Origin of the sequence: Rheinheimera mangrovi (assembly GCF_003990335.1) — a bacterium.
GTDB lineage: Bacteria > Pseudomonadota > Gammaproteobacteria > Enterobacterales > Alteromonadaceae > Pararheinheimera > Pararheinheimera mangrovi.
This window is the reverse complement of sequence record NZ_CP034683.1, coordinates 323,641-338,970: the sequence shown is the minus strand read 5'-3', so window position 1 is coordinate 338,970 and position 15,330 is coordinate 323,641. Positions and strand designations below refer to the sequence as shown.

Here is a 15,330-nt window from a genome sequence, read left to right as displayed (position 1 = left end):
TTTGGAATATTAAGAGCGGTAAGGTGTTGAATTCGGGTGCGGTGAACTACTTTATTCCGGGCGATGAGGCGGCAGCAGGGCGTCTTGTCCGGCCATTGCTCGACCCATCCTGGGCCTCGTCGCTTCGCGACCCGCTGAAGCGGTCCCAAACTGCTCCCGGCAGTTTGGTCGCAGAGCTCAATGCGTGAAACAGGCGTGACGCAAAGCAGTTTGCGTCCCATTTTTCCTTGTTTCACCCTGGCGGTGAACTACGCTGCTCACCCCGTCCGTGGGGTTCGTCCCTGCGGGACCCGCCGTTGGCGGTCCAAAAACGTTCCGGACGTTTTTGTCGCATGGGGAATGCCCTGCTCGAATGGCTCACAGCTAAATTCGCATAAAGCAAAAAGGCCCAGTCGTTAGACTGGGCCTTCTGGCTTAATTGGGCGCCTGGCGGTGAACTACTCTCGCATGGCATCTGCCACACTACCATCGTCGCGGCTGCGTTTCACTTCTGAGTTCGGAATGGAGTCAGGTGGTTCCACAGCGCTATTGCCACCAGGCAAAAAACGTGTCTGGAACACGTTTTAACGCACTTTAGTGCGGCCCGTAAGGGTAAAATCCACGGATGGATTTTATAAAAACGTATTCCTTTAATTGAGCAAACCGATAGAATTCTTTATCACACCAACAAACACCTTGGGCGTTGTATGGTTAAGCCTCTCGGGCAATTAGTATGAGTTAGCTTAACACATCACTGCGCTTCCACACCTCACCTATCAACGTTGTGGTCTCCAACGACCCTTATGTGTACTCAAGGTACAAGGGATGACTCATCTTTTGGCCGGCTTCCCGCTTAGATGCTTTCAGCGGTTATCCGTTCCGAACATAGCTACCGGGCAGTGCCATTGGCATGACAACCCGAACACCAGCGGTTCGTTCATTCCGGTCCTCTCGTACTAGGAACAACTCCAATCAATCATCCAACGCCCACGGCAGATAGGGACCGAACTGTCTCACGACGTTCTAAACCCAGCTCGCGTACCACTTTAAATGGCGAACAGCCATACCCTTGGGACCGACTTCAGCCCCAGGATGTGATGAGCCGACATCGAGGTGCCAAACACCGCCGTCGATATGAACTCTTGGGCGGTATCAGCCTGTTATCCCCGGAGTACCTTTTATCCGTTGAGCGATGGCCCTTCCATACAGAACCACCGGATCACTAAGACCTACTTTCGTACCTGCTCGACGTGTCTGTCTCGCAGTTAAGCTGGCTTCTGCCTTTGCACTAACCGTACGATGTCCGACCGTACTTAGCCAACCTTCGTGCTCCTCCGTTACTCTTTAGGAGGAGACCGCCCCAGTCAAACTACCCACCAGACACTGTCCGCAATCCCGATCAGGGACCCACGTTAGAACATCAAACATACAAGGGTGGTATTTCAAGGACGGCTCCATCAGAACTGGCGTTCCAACTTCAAAGCCTCCCACCTATCCTACACATGTAGGGTCAATGTTCAGTGCCAAGCTATAGTAAAGGTTCACGGGTCTTTCCGTCTAGCCGCGGGTATACGGCATCTTCACCGCAATTTCAATTTCACTGAGTCTCTGGTGGAGACAGCCTGGCCATCATTACACCATTCGTGCAGGTCGGAACTTACCCGACAAGGAATTTCGCTACCTTAGGACCGTTATAGTTACGGCCGCCGTTTACCGGGGCTTCGATCAAGAGCTTCGCTTGCGCTAACCCCATCAATTAACCTTCCGGCACCGGGCAGGTGTCACACCCTATACGTCCTCTTACGAGTTTGCAGAGTGCTGTGTTTTTAATAAACAGTTGCAGCCAGCTGGTCACTGCGACTCTCATATGCTTACGGAGCAAGTCCTTCACACACAAGAGCGTACCTTCTCCCGAAGTTACGGTACTATTTTGCCTAGTTCCTTCACCAGAGTTCTCTCAAGCGCCTTGGTATGCTCTACCTGACCACCTGTGTCGGTTTCGAGTACGGTCGACAATACCTGAAGCTTAGAGGCTTTTCCTGGAAGCGTAGCGTCAACAGCTTCACCACCTTAGTGGCTCGTCTCGTGTCTCAGAATATAGGGAACCGGATTTGCCTAATCCCCCTTCCTACGCACTTTCACATGGACTACCAACGCCATGCCTGCCTAGCTTTCTCCGTCCCCCATCGCAGTATTGTCGGTACGGGAATATTAACCCGTTTCCCATCGACTACGGCTTTCGCCCTCGCCTTAGGGGCCGACTTACCCTACCCTGATTAGCATGGGATAGGAACCCTTGGTCTTCCGGCGGGGAAGTTTTTCACTCCCCTTATCGTTACTTATGTCAGCATTCGCACTTCTGATACCTCCAGCAACCCTCACGAGTCACCTTCAACGGCTTACAGAACGCTCCTCTACCACTTGCACATAGTGCAAGTCCACAGCTTCGGTGCATGGTTTAGCCCCGTTACATCTTCCGCGCAGACCGACTCGACTAGTGAGCTATTACGCTTTCTTTAAAGGGTGGCTGCTTCTAAGCCAACCTCCTAGCTGTCTATGCCTTTCCACATCGTTTTCCACTTAACCATGACTTTGGGACCTTAGCTGGTGGTCTGGGTTGTTTCCCTTTTCACGGCGGACGTTAGCACCCGTCGTGTGTCTCCCGAGTAGTACTCATTGGTATTCGGAGTTTGCAAAGGGTTGGTAAGTCGGGATGACCCCCTAGCCTTAACAGTGCTCTACCCCCAATGGTATTCGCTCGAGGCGCTACCTAAATAGCTTTCGAGGAGAACCAGATATCTCCGAGCTTGATTAGCCTTTCACTCCGATCCACAAGTCATCCCCAAATTTTTCAACATTTGTGGGTTCGGTCCTCCAGTTAGTGTTACCCAACCTTCAACCTGCTCATGGATAGATCGCCCGGTTTCGGGTCTACACCCTGCAACTATTCGCCCAGTTAAGACTCGGTTTCCCTACGGCTCCCCTATTCGGTTAACCTCGCTACAGAATGTAAGTCGCTGACCCATTATACAAAAGGTACGCAGTCACCCAACAAGTGGGCTCCCACTGCTTGTACGTACACGGTTTCAGGTTCTATTTCACTCCCCTAACAGGGGTTCTTTTCGCCTTTCCCTCACGGTACTGGTTCACTATCGGTCAGTCAGGAGTATTTAGCCTTGGAGGATGGTCCCCCCATGTTCAAACAGGATACCACGTGTCCCGTCCTACTCGTTTTCATTGATAAAGCCTTTTCGTGTACGGGGCTATCACCCTGTATCGCCGCACTTTCCAGAGCCTTCCACTAACGCTTTACCAACTTAAGGGCTAGCCCCCGTTCGCTCGCCGCTACTAAGGGGATCTCGGTTGATTTCTTTTCCTCGGGGTACTTAGATGTTTCAGTTCTCCCGGTTCGCCTCGTATGACTATGTATTCATCATACGATACCTGATAAATCAGGTGGGTTTCCCCATTCGGACATCTGTGAGTCTAACGTCTCTTACCGACTTCTCACAGCTTTTCGCAGGTTAGCACGTCCTTCATCGCCTCTGACTGCCAAGGCATCCACCGTGTACGCTTAGTCACTTAACCATACAACCCCAAAATGTCTGAAGTTATAGGTGTGATAAGGTTCACAAATAAATTGTTTTACCTTGTTTCTTTCTATCAGCTTGCCAATTTGTTAAAGAGCACTTCGAGCATAAAGCTCAAAAAGAACAATTCTTTCAAAGAATGGTTGTTTTTAAGTTTTCAAACAGTATTTACTTTCAGAATCTTCTTAAGTAATGGTGGAGTTAAGCGGGATCGAACCGCTGACCTCCTGCGTGCAAGGCAGGCGCTCTCCCAGCTGAGCTATAACCCCAATCTACATTGGTTCATTCGTTGTCAAGCTGACTTGCAGCGAATTGGTTGGTCTGAGTAGACTCGAACTACCGACCTCACCCTTATCAGGGGTGCGCTCTAACCACCTGAGCTACAGACCAGCTCTAACTTGTCTGTTTGTCTTATCGCTTCGTTGCAACCATCGCTCACTCAGTCATGTACTTTTCGTACACTCCTTCATTCGCTCAGGCTACGCTTTGCGCTAAACCAAACATCCTGCGTTATCCTCGCGGATACCGCTTTTACTGTTTGCTCTACGTATCAATCAATCATCTGTGTGGACACTACACGAACTAGTCTGCTTTAGGTAAGGAGGTGATCCAACCCCAGGTTCCCCTAGGGTTACCTTGTTACGACTTCACCCCAGTCATGAATCACAAAGTGGTAAGCGCCCTCCCGAAGGTTAAGCTACCTACTTCTTTTGCAACCCACTCCCATGGTGTGACGGGCGGTGTGTACAAGGCCCGGGAACGTATTCACCGCAACATTCTGATTTGCGATTACTAGCGATTCCGACTTCACGCAGTCGAGTTGCAGACTGCGATCCGGACTACGATACGCTTTAAGAGATCCGCTCACTGTCGCCAGCTTGCCTCCCTCTGTACGTACCATTGTAGCACGTGTGTAGCCCTACTCGTAAGGGCCATGATGACTTGACGTCGTCCCCACCTTCCTCCGGTTTATCACCGGCAGTCTCCCTAGAGTTCCCGACCGAATCGCTGGCAACTAAGGATAGGGGTTGCGCTCGTTGCGGGACTTAACCCAACATTTCACAACACGAGCTGACGACAGCCATGCAGCACCTGTCTTACGGTTCCCGAAGGCACAACCGCATCTCTGCAGTCTTCCGTAGATGTCAAGAGTAGGTAAGGTTCTTCGCGTTGCGTCGAATTAAACCACATGCTCCACCGCTTGTGCGGGCCCCCGTCAATTCATTTGAGTTTTAATCTTGCGACCGTACTCCCCAGGCGGTCTACTTAGTGCGTTAGCTGCGCTACTCACAGTACAAGACCACGAACAGCTAGTAGACATCGTTTACGGCGTGGACTACCAGGGTATCTAATCCTGTTTGCTCCCCACGCTTTCGCACCTCAGCGTCAGTATTGTGCCAGGGGGCCGCCTTCGCCACTGGTATTCCTCCAAATCTCTACGCATTTCACCGCTACACTTGGAATTCTACCCCCTCTCACATACTCTAGTTAGCCAGTTTTGAATGCAATTCCCAGGTTGAGCCCGGGGCTTTCACATCCAACTTAACTAACCGCCTACGTGCGCTTTACGCCCAGTAATTCCGATTAACGCTTGCACCCTCTGTATTACCGCGGCTGCTGGCACAGAGTTAGCCGGTGCTTCTTCTGCGAGTAACGTCAAAAAGCTGCGCTATTAACACAACTCCCTTCCTCCTCGCTGAAAGTGCTTTACAACCCGAAGGCCTTCTTCACACACGCGGCATGGCTGGATCAGGCTTGCGCCCATTGTCCAATATTCCCCACTGCTGCCTCCCGTAGGAGTCTGGACCGTGTCTCAGTTCCAGTGTGGCTGATCATCCTCTCAAACCAGCTAGAGATCGTCGCCTTGGTGAGCCGTTACCTCACCAACTAGCTAATCCCACGTAGGCGCATCCGATAGCATGTGGCCCGAAGGTCCCACACTTTGGTCCGTAGACATTATGCGGTATTAACAGTCGTTTCCAACTGGTATCCCCCTCTATCGGGCAGCTTCCTACGCATTACTCACCCGTCCGCCGCTAAATCAGGGAGCAAGCTCCCCTCATCCGCTCGACTTGCATGTGTTAGGCCTGCCGCCAGCGTTCAATCTGAGCCATGATCAAACTCTTCAATTAAAGTTTAATTGCTACCTAAGTAGCTGCTCAGTATCACTGACTTAAAACATATTTCTATGTAAGTCACTTCACTGATATATATTCTTTGTGCGATTGCTCGCTGCAGAATCTAAACCGTGAGTGCCCACACAGATGATTGATTGCTTATTGTTAAAGAGCAGTGCTTCACTTATGAAGCGAAAGTCGTTTATAATCAACGTCTTTCAGAATCTTTCGCTACAAACTATTTCGCTTTGGAAACCGTCTTCGCTGTCGATGGAGCGCATTATAGAGATCTCTGATTAAGCCGCAAGATCTTTTTTAAGAAAAGCTGATCGACCGCTCACTTATTAAACGAATCAGGCGTTTTTGCTTAAATTGCATACAAAAATAGCCCTTGTATCGCTCTTCGTTGTGGATCAAAGTAGGATCCTAAGCGATCTCTCCCCTCTTTCTTTATACAGCTCTGTAATAACTCCCCCCCTGTTGTAACTTTATCCACCCCTCCAACTGCCCGGATCGGAGATGAACTCTTTTCTCCTCTTCTATATAGGAAGCGAAAACATATCGAAAACATAATGACGATCCCTTCAGTAGATTTGGATCAGAGATTCGCTCAGACAGACAAATAGGAGAAATAGGCAGAAATATAAGTAGAGGGAGGCAGATCGACATCGTAAAGCAAACGACAAGTTCGTAGAACTCTTCATAGCAGTAAAAGACAAAGCGGCATGTATGGCATACAGAGATTTAACTATAAAAAAGAAAGCATGCAACGTCTTAAAAGGGAGGCTTTATCCGCAGGCCTTCTTCTATCACACGACCAACAGTCTAATCTGGTAGGTTTTACCAGGTCTTCGCCAAAAAGATAGCGAGCTAATACCTTTGGTAAGGTTGCAAAGAAACATAAGATCTTAATGCAATGCTGGAGGACTATTAACTAACTGCTGAAGGGGGTTATTTAGGACAGACCACAAAAAAATAAAGCCGGCATTAAGCCGGCTTTATTAACTAACGAATTACTTACTCAGCTGCTGTTTCTTCAACTGGTAATGCAGCGCCGGCCACTTCTGGACGGTCTACTAACTCGATGTAAGCCATTGGTGCGTTGTCGCCAGCACGGAAGCCACACTTCAGAATACGAGTGTAACCACCTGGACGGGCGTTATAACGTGGACCTAACACGTTAAATAACAAACCAACTACTTCTTTATCACGTGTACGAGCAAAAGCTAAACGGCGGTTTGCAACGCTATCATTTTTCGCCAGTGTAATCAGAGGTTCGATTACACGACGTAACTCTTTTGCCTTTGGCAGAGTCGTTTTGATGATTTCGTGCTTCACCAACGAGCTAGCCATGTTGCGGAACATTGCAGTACGGTGACTGCTGTTCCGGTTTAACTGACGACCACTCTTGCGATGGCGCATGATCTATTCCTTCTTACTAAACCAGGAACTGGAATCTGGTTAGTCTTTATTTACCAAACTTGCTGGCGGCCAGTTTTCCAGGCGCATGCCTAAAGATAAACCGCGTGAAGCCAACACGTCTTTGATTTCGGTAAGCGACTTTTTACCCAGGTTTGGCGTTTTCAGCAACTCAACCTCGGTACGTTGTACCAGATCACCGATGTACTGTATCTGCTCTGCTTTTAAGCAGTTAGCAGAACGAACTGTTAACTCTAAATCATCGACTGGACGTAACAGAATCGGATCGAATTCCGGTTTCTCTTCACGTTTTTCTGGCTCGCTCTTGTCGCGTAATTCTACGAAGAATTCCAGCTGTTCAGCTAAAATAGTCGCAGCACGACGAATCGCTTCCTCTGGCTCTACTGTGCCATTGGTTTCCATATCGATAACCAGCTTGTCCAGGTCAGTACGCTGTTCTACACGAGCAGCTTCAACTGAGTAGGCAATACGCTCTACCGGGCTGAAAGATGCGTCCAGTAACAGACGACCAATTGGACGTTCGTCATCCTCTGAGGATACGCGGGCAGAAGCAGGAACATAACCACGACCACGTTGAACTTTCAGGCGCATACTGAATTCAGTTTCGCCAGTCAGGTTGCAAATTACGTGCTCTGGGTTAACGATCACTACACCGTCACCACGCTGGATATCACCAGCAGTTACAGGGCCAGCACCTTTCTTAGTTAAAGTCAGAGTGACTTCGTCTTTGTCTTCCAAGCGGACGGCTAAACCTTTCAGGTTCAGTAAAATATCAATGATATCTTCCTGAACACCTTCTTTGGCGCTGTACTCATGAAGAACGCCGTCGATCTCCACTTCGGTCACTGCACAACCTGGCATTGACGAAAGTAAAATACGACGCAACGCGTTGCCCAAGGTATGCCCGAAACCGCGCTCAAGTGGTTCCAAAGTAACTTTGGCACGAGTTGGGTTGATTTTTTCGATACCAACTAATCTCGGCTTAAGGAATTCGGTGACAGAACCCTGCATTTTATCCTCTCTTAAGAAAACGCCTTACTACTTAGAGTAAAGCTCGACGATTAACTGTTCGTTGATGTCTGCAGACAAGTCTGAACGCTCTGGAACGCGTTTGAAAACGCCTTCCATCTTCTTGGTATCCATTTCGATCCAAGTTGGTTTTTCGCGTTGTTCAGAAATCTCTAAAGCAGCAACGATACGCGCTTGCTTCTTCGCTTTCTCACGAACAGCGATGACTTGATCAGGTGACACAGCGTAAGATGGGATGTTTACCACAGCGCCATTAATCATAATAGCTTTGTGGCTAACTAACTGACGTGCTTCTGCACGCGTGCTAGCCAGACCCATGCGATAAACCACGTTGTCTAAACGGCCTTCAAGTAACTGAAGTAAGTTTTCGCCAGTGTTACCTTTCAAACGAGCAGCTTCTTTGTAATAGTTACGGAACTGCTTCTCTAATACGCCATAAATACGACGTACTTTTTGTTTTTCGCGTAATTGTAAACCGTAGTCTGATAAACGACCGCGACGAGCGCCGTGCTGACCAGGAGCAGTAGTTAAATTACACTTTGAATCAATTGCTCTAACGCCGCTTTTCAGGAACAAATCTGTTCCTTCGCGACGACTTAACTTGAGCTTAGGACCCAAATATCTTGCCATCTTCTTTCTCCAATAATCCTAGAAGCGCTTGTTACACGCGACGTTTTTTCGGTGGACGGCAACCATTGTGTGGAATTGGCGTCACGTCGGTGATATTTGTAATGCGGTAGCCAGCTGCGTTCAGAGCACGAATCGCTGATTCGCGGCCTGGACCTGGACCGTTTACAAACACTTCAAGATTCTTCAGACCATATTCTAACGCGGCAGTACCAGCACGCTCAGCAGCAACCTGTGCAGCAAACGGCGTAGACTTACGCGAACCACGGAAACCAGAACCACCAGCAGTTGCCCAGCAAAGAGCGTTACCCTGGCGATCAGTGATCGTGACTATGGTGTTGTTGAAAGAGGCATGGATATGAGCCATACCGTCAGAAACTTGCTTTTTTACTCTTTTACGAGTACGAACTGGTGCTTTAGCCATGTTTTACCCCGTCCTATTTCTTAATAGCTTTGCGTGGGCCCTTGCGGGTACGCGCATTAGTTTTAGTGCGCTGACCACGAACAGGCAGACTACGACGGTGGCGTAAACCACGGTAACAACCCAGGTCCATTAAACGCTTGATGTTTAATGTAATCTCACGACGTAAGTCACCTTCAACAGTGTACTTACCTACTTCGTCACGAAGAGAGTCAAGCTCTGCGTCAGACAAAGAAGAGATTTTGCGAGTTTCTTCAATACCCACTGCAGCTAAGATAGCTTTTGAGCGGGTTTTACCGATACCAAAAACATACGTCAAAGAGATGACAGCATGTTTATTATCGGGGATGTTAATGCCAGCGATACGGGCCACTAACGTTCTCCTATAAAAGATTAAAAGGGTGCCGATTTGAAAAGCCCGTAAGGATACTCAAACGGCGGCCATATTGCAACAATAAGTCGGGGCTAGACTAAAAAGCCTAGCCCTGACCTATAATTTTTTCTGCTGTTAGCCTTGACGTTGCTTGTGCTTAGGCTCTACACAAATTACACGCACAACATTGTTGCGCTTGATAACTTTGCAGTTACGGCAGATCTTCTTAACGGAAGCTCGTACTTTCATGACTTAACTCCGCAAAATTACCTTAACGGCCGTAGCCCTTAAGATTTGCCTTTTTAAGTACAGACTCATACTGATGAGACATCAGATGGGTTTGTACCTGTGCCATAAAGTCCATAATAACCACTACGATAATCAATAAAGATGTACCGCCGAAGTAGAATTGCACGTTCCATGCAACCATCATGAACTCAGGAACCAAACAGATAAAGGTGATATACGCCGCGCCAGCTAAGGTTAAACGTGTCATTACTTTATCAATGTATTTAGATGTCTGCTCACCAGGACGAATACCAGGGATGAAGGCACCAGACTTTTTCAGGTTATCCGCTGTATCACGTGGGTTAAATACCAACGCAGTATAGAAGAAACAGAAAAAGATGATCGCTGCAGCATATAAAACCATATACAGCGGCTGACCCGGAGATAGGGTTAAGGCTAATTCCTGCAGGAAGTTCGCAACCATACCTTCGCCAGACCCAAACCAACTGGCAATTGTACCAGGGAACAGGATTATGCTTGAAGCAAAGATTGGTGGTATTACACCAGCCATGTTGACCTTCAGAGGTAAGTGACTGCTTTGAGCAGCAAATACCTGACGGCCTTGTTGGCGTTTGGCGTAATTAACCACAATGCGACGTTGACCACGTTCGAAGAAAACTACGAACCAGGTAACCGCTACAACAATGGCTCCAATCGCTAATAAAAGCAAAAAGTGCAAATCGCCTTGACGTGCCTGCTCAATCGTCTGACCAATGGCAGACGGGAAGCCAGCAACAATACCGGTGAAAATCAGCAACGAAATACCATTACCAATACCACGCTCAGTAATTTGTTCACCTAACCACATTAAAAACATGGTACCGGTCACCAAACTGATCACAGCAGTGATTGTAAAACCTAAGCCTGGGTCTGATACTAGACCAGGCATCAGATTTGGCAAACCGGTAGAAATACCGATTGCCTGGACTATTGCCAATCCTAAGGTACCGTAACGTGTATACTGATTTATTTTGCGCTTGCCTGACTCACCTTCTTTCTTTAGTTCGGCCAGCGTGGGATGAACCACGGTTAACAGCTGAACAATAATAGAAGCAGAAATGTAAGGCATAATACCAAGTGCAAATACAGATGCACGCTCAAGGGCGCCACCGCTGAACATGTTAAACATTTCAACGATGGTGCCTTTTTGTTGCTCGAATAATTGAGCTAGCACGGTGGCGTCAATTCCAGGAATTGGCACAAATGACCCTAACCGAAACACGATTATGGCCAAAAGCACGAACAACAGACGGGATTTCAGCTCGCTGAAGCCGCCTTTTGCACTTTTTGTATCCGAACCTGGTTTTGCCATCGCGTACTATCCTTATTATTCTTCGACTTTGCCGCCAGCGGCTTCAATCGCAGCACGCGCACCTTTAGTCACGCTTAAGCCTTTAACAGTTATCGGACGAGTGATCTCGCCAGATAACACGACTTTTGCGAACTTAACGATACGAGAGATGATATTAGCTTCCATCAGGCTTGCTAAATCAGCTACATCACCAGCTACGGCAGTCAGCTCGTGTAAACGAACTTCAGCAGATACTAAGCCTTTACGTGATGTAAAACCGAACTTAGGCAGACGTTGTTTCAGAGGCATTTGACCGCCTTCGAAACCTGGACGTACTTTACCGCCTGAGCGAGATTTCAAACCTTTGTGACCACGGCCACCAGTCTTGCCTAAGCCAGAACCGATACCACGACCTAAACGGCGTTTCTCTTTTTTAGCACCTGGTGCAGGAGATAACGTATTTAAAAACATTTATTACTCCTCCACTTTAACCATGTAATACACAGTGTTGATCATACCGCGCACTGAAGGTGTATCTTCCAGTGTGACAGTGTGACCAATACGGCGTAAGCCTAAACCTACTAAAGTCGCTTTGTGCTTCGGTAAACGACCGATGCTTGACTTAGTTTGGGTTACTGTAACAGTCTTTTTAGACATGGCAAATTACCCCAGAATGTCGTCAACGCGTAAGCCACGCTTCGCAGCAACCTGAGCTGGCGATTTGATCGCTGACAGGGCGTTGATAGTAGCGCGAACTACGTTGATTGGGTTGGTTGAGCCGTAACATTTAGACAGAACGTTCTGTACACCTGCTACTTCTAACACTGCGCGCATTGCACCACCGGCGATGATACCAGTACCTTCAGACGCCGGTTGCATATACACGTTGGAACCAGCGTGCACACCTTTAACCGGGTGGTGAAGAGTGTTACCGTTTAACTCAACTTGAGTCATGTTACGACGAGCTTTTTCCATTGCTTTTTGAATAGCAGCTGGTACTTCACGCGCTTTACCGTAACCGAAACCGATACGACCATTACCGTCACCCACTACTGTTAAAGCGGTGAAGGAGAAAATCCGGCCACCTTTAACAACTTTGGAAACACGGTTAACAGCAACCAGCTTCTCTTGTAAATCAGATTGTTGTTTAGCTTCTACGTTAGCCATGATCTACTCCTAGAATTGAAGACCGGCTTCACGCGCCGCATCAGCTAATGCCTGCACACGACCGTGATACTGGAAACCGCTACGGTCAAAAGCACATTTACTGATGCCTTTAGCCACTGCACGTTCAGCAATCGCTTTACCTACAGCTTTAGCAGCGTCGATATTACCGGTGTACTTCAATGATTCACGGATTGATGCTTCAACTGTAGAAGCAGCAACAATCACTTCAGCATTTGGTGCGATAAGCTGGGCGTAAATGTGACGTGGTGTACGATGTACAACCAGGCGGTTCGCACCTTGTTCGATAATTGTTCTGCGAACGCGTTTAGCGCGGCGCAGACGAGCAAGTTTCTTATCCATCGTCCTACCCTACTTTTTCTTCGCTTCTTTACGACGCACGTTTTCGTTAGCGTAGCGAACACCTTTACCTTTGTAAGGCTCTGGTTTACGGTACGCGCGGATGTTTGCAGCAACTTGACCAACTAATTGCTTGTCAGAACCTTTCACCAACACTTCTGTCTGAGAAGGAGTTTCGATCGTGATACCGGCAGGTACTTCGAACGCAACAGGGTGAGAAAAGCCCAGGCTCAGGTTTAATACTTTGCCTTCTGCTTTTGCACGGTAACCAACACCAACCAATTCCAGTTTTTGAGTGTAACCTTCAGTCACACCAATCACTAAATTGTTGATCAACGCGCGAGCGGTACCCGCTTGTGCGTCAGCGTTTGCGATGCCGTCGCGAGGATTCGTACGCAGTACATTACCTTCCACAACAACTTCGACTGCAGGGTTAACGTTCAACGTTAACTCGCCATTTTTACCCTTTACTGTCAGGTTTTGGCCATTCAGTGTAATTGTTACACCTGCAGGAACCGTGACGGGGGCCTTAGCAACACGAGACATAGTTACCCTCCGTTACGCTACATAGCCGATGATTTCACCACCGATACCGACCTTGCGCGCAGCACGGTCAGTCATTAGCCCTTTAGATGTAGACACGATAGCCACACCTAAACCACCCATTACCTTTGGTAACTCGCCACGTTTCTTATAGATACGCAGACCTGGACGGCTAACACGATCGATAGTTTCAATTACTGATTTGCCCTGGAAATACTTTAATGTAACTTCCAGCTCTGCCTTAACATCAGCAGATACAACGAAATCTTCGATGTAACCTTCGTCTTTTAATACTTTCGCGATGGCAACCTTCAACTTTGAAGATGGCATCTTAACCGCAAACTTTTTGGCAGCTTGGCCGTTGCGGATGCGAGTAAACATATCCGCTACTGGATCTTGCATGCTCATAGCTGTTACTCCCGTGATTCTTACCAGCTAGCCTTACGAAGGCCAGGAATTTCACCGCGCATCGCTGCTTCACGTACCTTGATCCGGCTCATGCCGAATTTACGAAGATAACCGTGAGGACGACCTGTTACACGACAACGATTACGTTGACGCGAAGGGCTTGAATCACGCGGTAACGACTGCAGCTTCAGAACTGCTGCCCAACGGTCTTCGTCAGAAGTCGTCGGATTTGCAATCAGATCTCTCAGTGCATGACGTTGCTCAGCGTATTTGGCTACCAGTACCGCACGCTTTGCTTCGCGCGCTTTCATTGATTGTTTTGCCATGACCCTACACCTTATTTCTTGAATGGGAAGTTAAACGCGGCAAGTAATGCACGCCCTTCATCATCAGTACGAGCTGTAGTAGTGATAGTGATATCTAAACCACGTACCGCATCTACTTTATCGTAATCGATTTCAGGGAATATGATTTGCTCACGAACGCCCATGCTGTAGTTACCACGGCCGTCAAACGACTTAGGATTCACACCGCGGAAATCGCGGATACGAGGAATAGCAATAGATACTAAACGCTCGAAGAAATCCCACATACGTTCGCCACGCAGGGTCACTTTTGCACCAATAGGGTAGCCTTCACGGATTTTGAAACCAGCTACTGATTTACGAGCCTTGGTCACCAATGGCTTTTGGCCAGAGATAGCAGTTAAATCTGCTACTGCGTTCTCAAGGATCTTCTTATCAGCTACTGCTTCACCCACACCCATGTTCAGTGTGATTTTAACAATCCGAGGGACTTGCATGACGCTCGTGTAGCCGAACTGTTTGAACAGCTCTGGAACTACGGTGTCTTTATAAATTTCATGCAGTTTCGCCATCGTATTACTCCAATAGCAATTAAATTACTTCGTTATTCGATTTGAAGAAGCGAACTTTTTTGCCATCTTCAAAACGGAAACCTACACGATCAGCCTTTCCAGTTTTTGGATTGAAGATCGCTACATTTGAAACGTGAATTGAGGCTTCTTTCTCAACGATGCCACCTGGGGTGTTCAACGCTGGGATTGGCTTCTGGTGTTTCTTAACGAAATTAACGCCAGAAACATAAACACGGCCTTCAGCTACTAAAACTTTCAGAACCTTGCCAGTTTTGCCTTTGTCCTTACCAGTAAGAACAATAACCTCATCATCACGACGGATTTTATTAGCCATTGTGACTCCTTACAGTACTTCTGGGGCCAGAGAAACGATCTTCATGAACTTTTCGCCACGAAGTTCGCGCGTTACCGGTCCAAAAATACGTGTACCGATCGGTTCCAGCTTGGCGTTTAATAACACCGCTGCATTGCGATCAAAACGGATTAATGACCCGTCCTGACGACGTACGCCTTTGCGTGTACGCACCACCACAGCATTCAGAACGTCACCTTTTTTGACCTTACCGCGAGGAATTGCTTCCTTAACGGTGATCTTGATAACGTCACCAATTGCTGCATAACGGCGATGCGAACCACCTAAGACCTTAATACACATTACGCTGCGCGCGCCGCTGTTGTCTGCGACTTCCAGCATAGATTGCATCTGGATCATCTTAGTGCTCCGCTATTCCACTACTATAACCCTCTCGGGTTACGCTGCTTTCGACTATAAACTACCCCCAACAAAAGGGCGCGTGATTATAACAGCACTTTTGTACAAATG

Annotated in this window: 17 protein-coding genes, 2 tRNA genes and 3 rRNA genes; all 22 read right to left on the bottom strand. The window is 48.0% G+C overall.

All coding sequences use genetic code 11. The features are described from left to right. Positions 1–424: 424 nt before the first annotated feature. The 22 genes from rrf to rplN all read right to left on the bottom strand — a co-directional run bounded on the left by rrf (position 425) and on the right by rplN (position 15,219). Positions 425–539: ribosomal RNA gene (gene rrf / locus EK374_RS01650) — 5S ribosomal RNA — on the bottom strand. A 147-nt stretch (positions 540–686) separates the two neighbouring features. Further along, positions 687–3,567 (bottom strand): 23S ribosomal RNA (locus tag EK374_RS01645). Between the two features lie 195 nt (positions 3,568–3,762). Next, positions 3,763–3,838: transfer RNA gene (locus tag EK374_RS01640), tRNA-Ala, on the bottom strand. A gap of 44 nt (positions 3,839–3,882) precedes the next feature. Next, positions 3,883–3,959 (bottom strand) — tRNA-Ile (locus tag EK374_RS01635). A gap of 207 nt (positions 3,960–4,166) precedes the next feature. Next, positions 4,167–5,701: ribosomal RNA gene (locus EK374_RS01630) — 16S ribosomal RNA — on the bottom strand. The 16S, 23S and 5S rRNA genes sit together here with 2 tRNA genes alongside, the layout of an rRNA operon. A gap of 1,002 nt (positions 5,702–6,703) precedes the next feature. Next, positions 6,704–7,108: a 50S ribosomal protein L17 gene (gene rplQ, locus EK374_RS01625; protein ID WP_127019524.1), complete on the bottom strand. Its 405-nt coding sequence runs from the start codon at positions 7,106–7,108 to the stop codon at positions 6,704–6,706. A gap of 39 nt (positions 7,109–7,147) precedes the next feature. Then, the gene (locus EK374_RS01620; protein ID WP_031568298.1) at positions 7,148–8,137 is read right to left on the bottom strand and encodes a DNA-directed RNA polymerase subunit alpha; all 990 of its coding nucleotides are present in this window, start codon (positions 8,135–8,137) and stop codon (positions 7,148–7,150) included. 27 nt (positions 8,138–8,164) lie between these two features. Next, positions 8,165–8,785 (bottom strand): 30S ribosomal protein S4, encoded by a 621-nt coding sequence (gene rpsD, locus EK374_RS01615; RefSeq protein ID WP_127019522.1) that lies wholly within the window; start codon positions 8,783–8,785, stop codon positions 8,165–8,167. 31 nt (positions 8,786–8,816) lie between these two features. Next, positions 8,817–9,206, bottom strand: a complete 390-nt coding sequence (gene rpsK, locus EK374_RS01610) for a 30S ribosomal protein S11 (RefSeq protein WP_008899098.1) — start codon at positions 9,204–9,206, stop codon at positions 8,817–8,819. A 13-nt stretch (positions 9,207–9,219) separates the two neighbouring features. Beyond that, positions 9,220–9,576 (bottom strand): 30S ribosomal protein S13, encoded by a 357-nt coding sequence (gene rpsM, locus EK374_RS01605; RefSeq protein ID WP_040555062.1) that lies wholly within the window; start codon positions 9,574–9,576, stop codon positions 9,220–9,222. Positions 9,577–9,711: 135 nt separating this feature from the next. After that, positions 9,712–9,825, bottom strand: a complete 114-nt coding sequence (gene rpmJ, locus EK374_RS01600) for a 50S ribosomal protein L36 (RefSeq protein WP_082335860.1) — start codon at positions 9,823–9,825, stop codon at positions 9,712–9,714. 22 nt (positions 9,826–9,847) lie between these two features. Beyond that, positions 9,848–11,176 carry a preprotein translocase subunit SecY gene (gene secY, locus EK374_RS01595; RefSeq protein WP_127019520.1) on the bottom strand — a complete coding sequence of 443 codons (1,329 nt, stop codon included), beginning with the start codon at positions 11,174–11,176 and terminating at the stop codon, positions 9,848–9,850. 15 nt (positions 11,177–11,191) lie between these two features. Beyond that, positions 11,192–11,626, bottom strand: a complete 435-nt coding sequence (rplO, locus tag EK374_RS01590; protein ID WP_127019518.1) for a 50S ribosomal protein L15 — start codon at positions 11,624–11,626, stop codon at positions 11,192–11,194. 3 nt (positions 11,627–11,629) lie between these two features. Continuing rightward, on the bottom strand, positions 11,630–11,812 hold the full coding sequence (gene rpmD, locus EK374_RS01585; protein WP_053426073.1) for a 50S ribosomal protein L30: 183 nt from the start codon (positions 11,810–11,812) through the stop codon (positions 11,630–11,632). A 6-nt stretch (positions 11,813–11,818) separates the two neighbouring features. Then, the gene (gene rpsE / locus EK374_RS01580; RefSeq protein ID WP_127019515.1) at positions 11,819–12,322 is read right to left on the bottom strand and encodes a 30S ribosomal protein S5; all 504 of its coding nucleotides are present in this window, start codon (positions 12,320–12,322) and stop codon (positions 11,819–11,821) included. A 9-nt stretch (positions 12,323–12,331) separates the two neighbouring features. Further along, positions 12,332–12,682 (bottom strand): 50S ribosomal protein L18, encoded by a 351-nt coding sequence (gene rplR / locus EK374_RS01575; RefSeq protein WP_053426072.1) that lies wholly within the window; start codon positions 12,680–12,682, stop codon positions 12,332–12,334. Positions 12,683–12,691: 9 nt separating this feature from the next. Continuing rightward, positions 12,692–13,225, bottom strand: a complete 534-nt coding sequence (gene rplF / locus EK374_RS01570) for a 50S ribosomal protein L6 (RefSeq protein WP_125061012.1) — start codon at positions 13,223–13,225, stop codon at positions 12,692–12,694. A gap of 12 nt (positions 13,226–13,237) precedes the next feature. Further along, positions 13,238–13,630 carry a 30S ribosomal protein S8 gene (gene rpsH, locus EK374_RS01565; RefSeq protein ID WP_053426070.1) on the bottom strand — a complete coding sequence of 131 codons (393 nt, stop codon included), beginning with the start codon at positions 13,628–13,630 and terminating at the stop codon, positions 13,238–13,240. Between the two features lie 20 nt (positions 13,631–13,650). Next, positions 13,651–13,956 carry a 30S ribosomal protein S14 gene (rpsN, locus tag EK374_RS01560; RefSeq protein ID WP_127019513.1) on the bottom strand — a complete coding sequence of 102 codons (306 nt, stop codon included), beginning with the start codon at positions 13,954–13,956 and terminating at the stop codon, positions 13,651–13,653. Positions 13,957–13,967: 11 nt separating this feature from the next. Beyond that, entirely contained in the window at positions 13,968–14,507 is a 540-nt protein-coding gene (gene rplE, locus EK374_RS01555) for a 50S ribosomal protein L5 (RefSeq protein WP_053426068.1), read from the bottom strand. A gap of 19 nt (positions 14,508–14,526) precedes the next feature. Beyond that, positions 14,527–14,841 carry a 50S ribosomal protein L24 gene (gene rplX, locus EK374_RS01550; RefSeq protein ID WP_053426067.1) on the bottom strand — a complete coding sequence of 105 codons (315 nt, stop codon included), beginning with the start codon at positions 14,839–14,841 and terminating at the stop codon, positions 14,527–14,529. A 9-nt stretch (positions 14,842–14,850) separates the two neighbouring features. Further along, positions 14,851–15,219, bottom strand: coding sequence for a 50S ribosomal protein L14 (gene rplN, locus EK374_RS01545; protein WP_127019511.1), 369 nt, complete (start codon positions 15,217–15,219; stop codon positions 14,851–14,853). Positions 15,220–15,330: the final 111 nt, after the last annotated feature.

Coding starts and splice junctions, on each gene's coding strand:
- rpmJ (WP_082335860.1), bottom strand. CDS start 9,825: ATGAAAGTACGAGCTTCCGTTAAGAAGATCTGCCGTAACTGCAAAGTT.
- rpsN (WP_127019513.1), bottom strand. CDS start 13,956: ATGGCAAAACAATCAATGAAAGCGCGCGAAGCAAAGCGTGCGGTACTG.
- EK374_RS01620 (WP_031568298.1), bottom strand. CDS start 8,137: ATGCAGGGTTCTGTCACCGAATTCCTTAAGCCGAGATTAGTTGGTATC.
- secY (WP_127019520.1), bottom strand. CDS start 11,176: ATGGCAAAACCAGGTTCGGATACAAAAAGTGCAAAAGGCGGCTTCAGC.
- rplF (WP_125061012.1), bottom strand. CDS start 13,225: ATGTCTCGTGTTGCTAAGGCCCCCGTCACGGTTCCTGCAGGTGTAACA.
- rplX (WP_053426067.1), bottom strand. CDS start 14,841: ATGGCTAATAAAATCCGTCGTGATGATGAGGTTATTGTTCTTACTGGT.
- rplO (WP_127019518.1), bottom strand. CDS start 11,626: ATGTTTTTAAATACGTTATCTCCTGCACCAGGTGCTAAAAAAGAGAAA.
- rplR (WP_053426072.1), bottom strand. CDS start 12,682: ATGGATAAGAAACTTGCTCGTCTGCGCCGCGCTAAACGCGTTCGCAGA.
- rpmD (WP_053426073.1), bottom strand. CDS start 11,812: ATGTCTAAAAAGACTGTTACAGTAACCCAAACTAAGTCAAGCATCGGT.
- rplE (WP_053426068.1), bottom strand. CDS start 14,507: ATGGCGAAACTGCATGAAATTTATAAAGACACCGTAGTTCCAGAGCTG.
- rpsE (WP_127019515.1), bottom strand. CDS start 12,322: ATGGCTAACGTAGAAGCTAAACAACAATCTGATTTACAAGAGAAGCTG.
- rpsD (WP_127019522.1), bottom strand. CDS start 8,785: ATGGCAAGATATTTGGGTCCTAAGCTCAAGTTAAGTCGTCGCGAAGGA.
- rpsH (WP_053426070.1), bottom strand. CDS start 13,630: ATGAGCATGCAAGATCCAGTAGCGGATATGTTTACTCGCATCCGCAAC.
- rplN (WP_127019511.1), bottom strand. CDS start 15,219: ATGATCCAGATGCAATCTATGCTGGAAGTCGCAGACAACAGCGGCGCG.
- rpsK (WP_008899098.1), bottom strand. CDS start 9,206: ATGGCTAAAGCACCAGTTCGTACTCGTAAAAGAGTAAAAAAGCAAGTT.
- rplQ (WP_127019524.1), bottom strand. CDS start 7,108: ATGCGCCATCGCAAGAGTGGTCGTCAGTTAAACCGGAACAGCAGTCAC.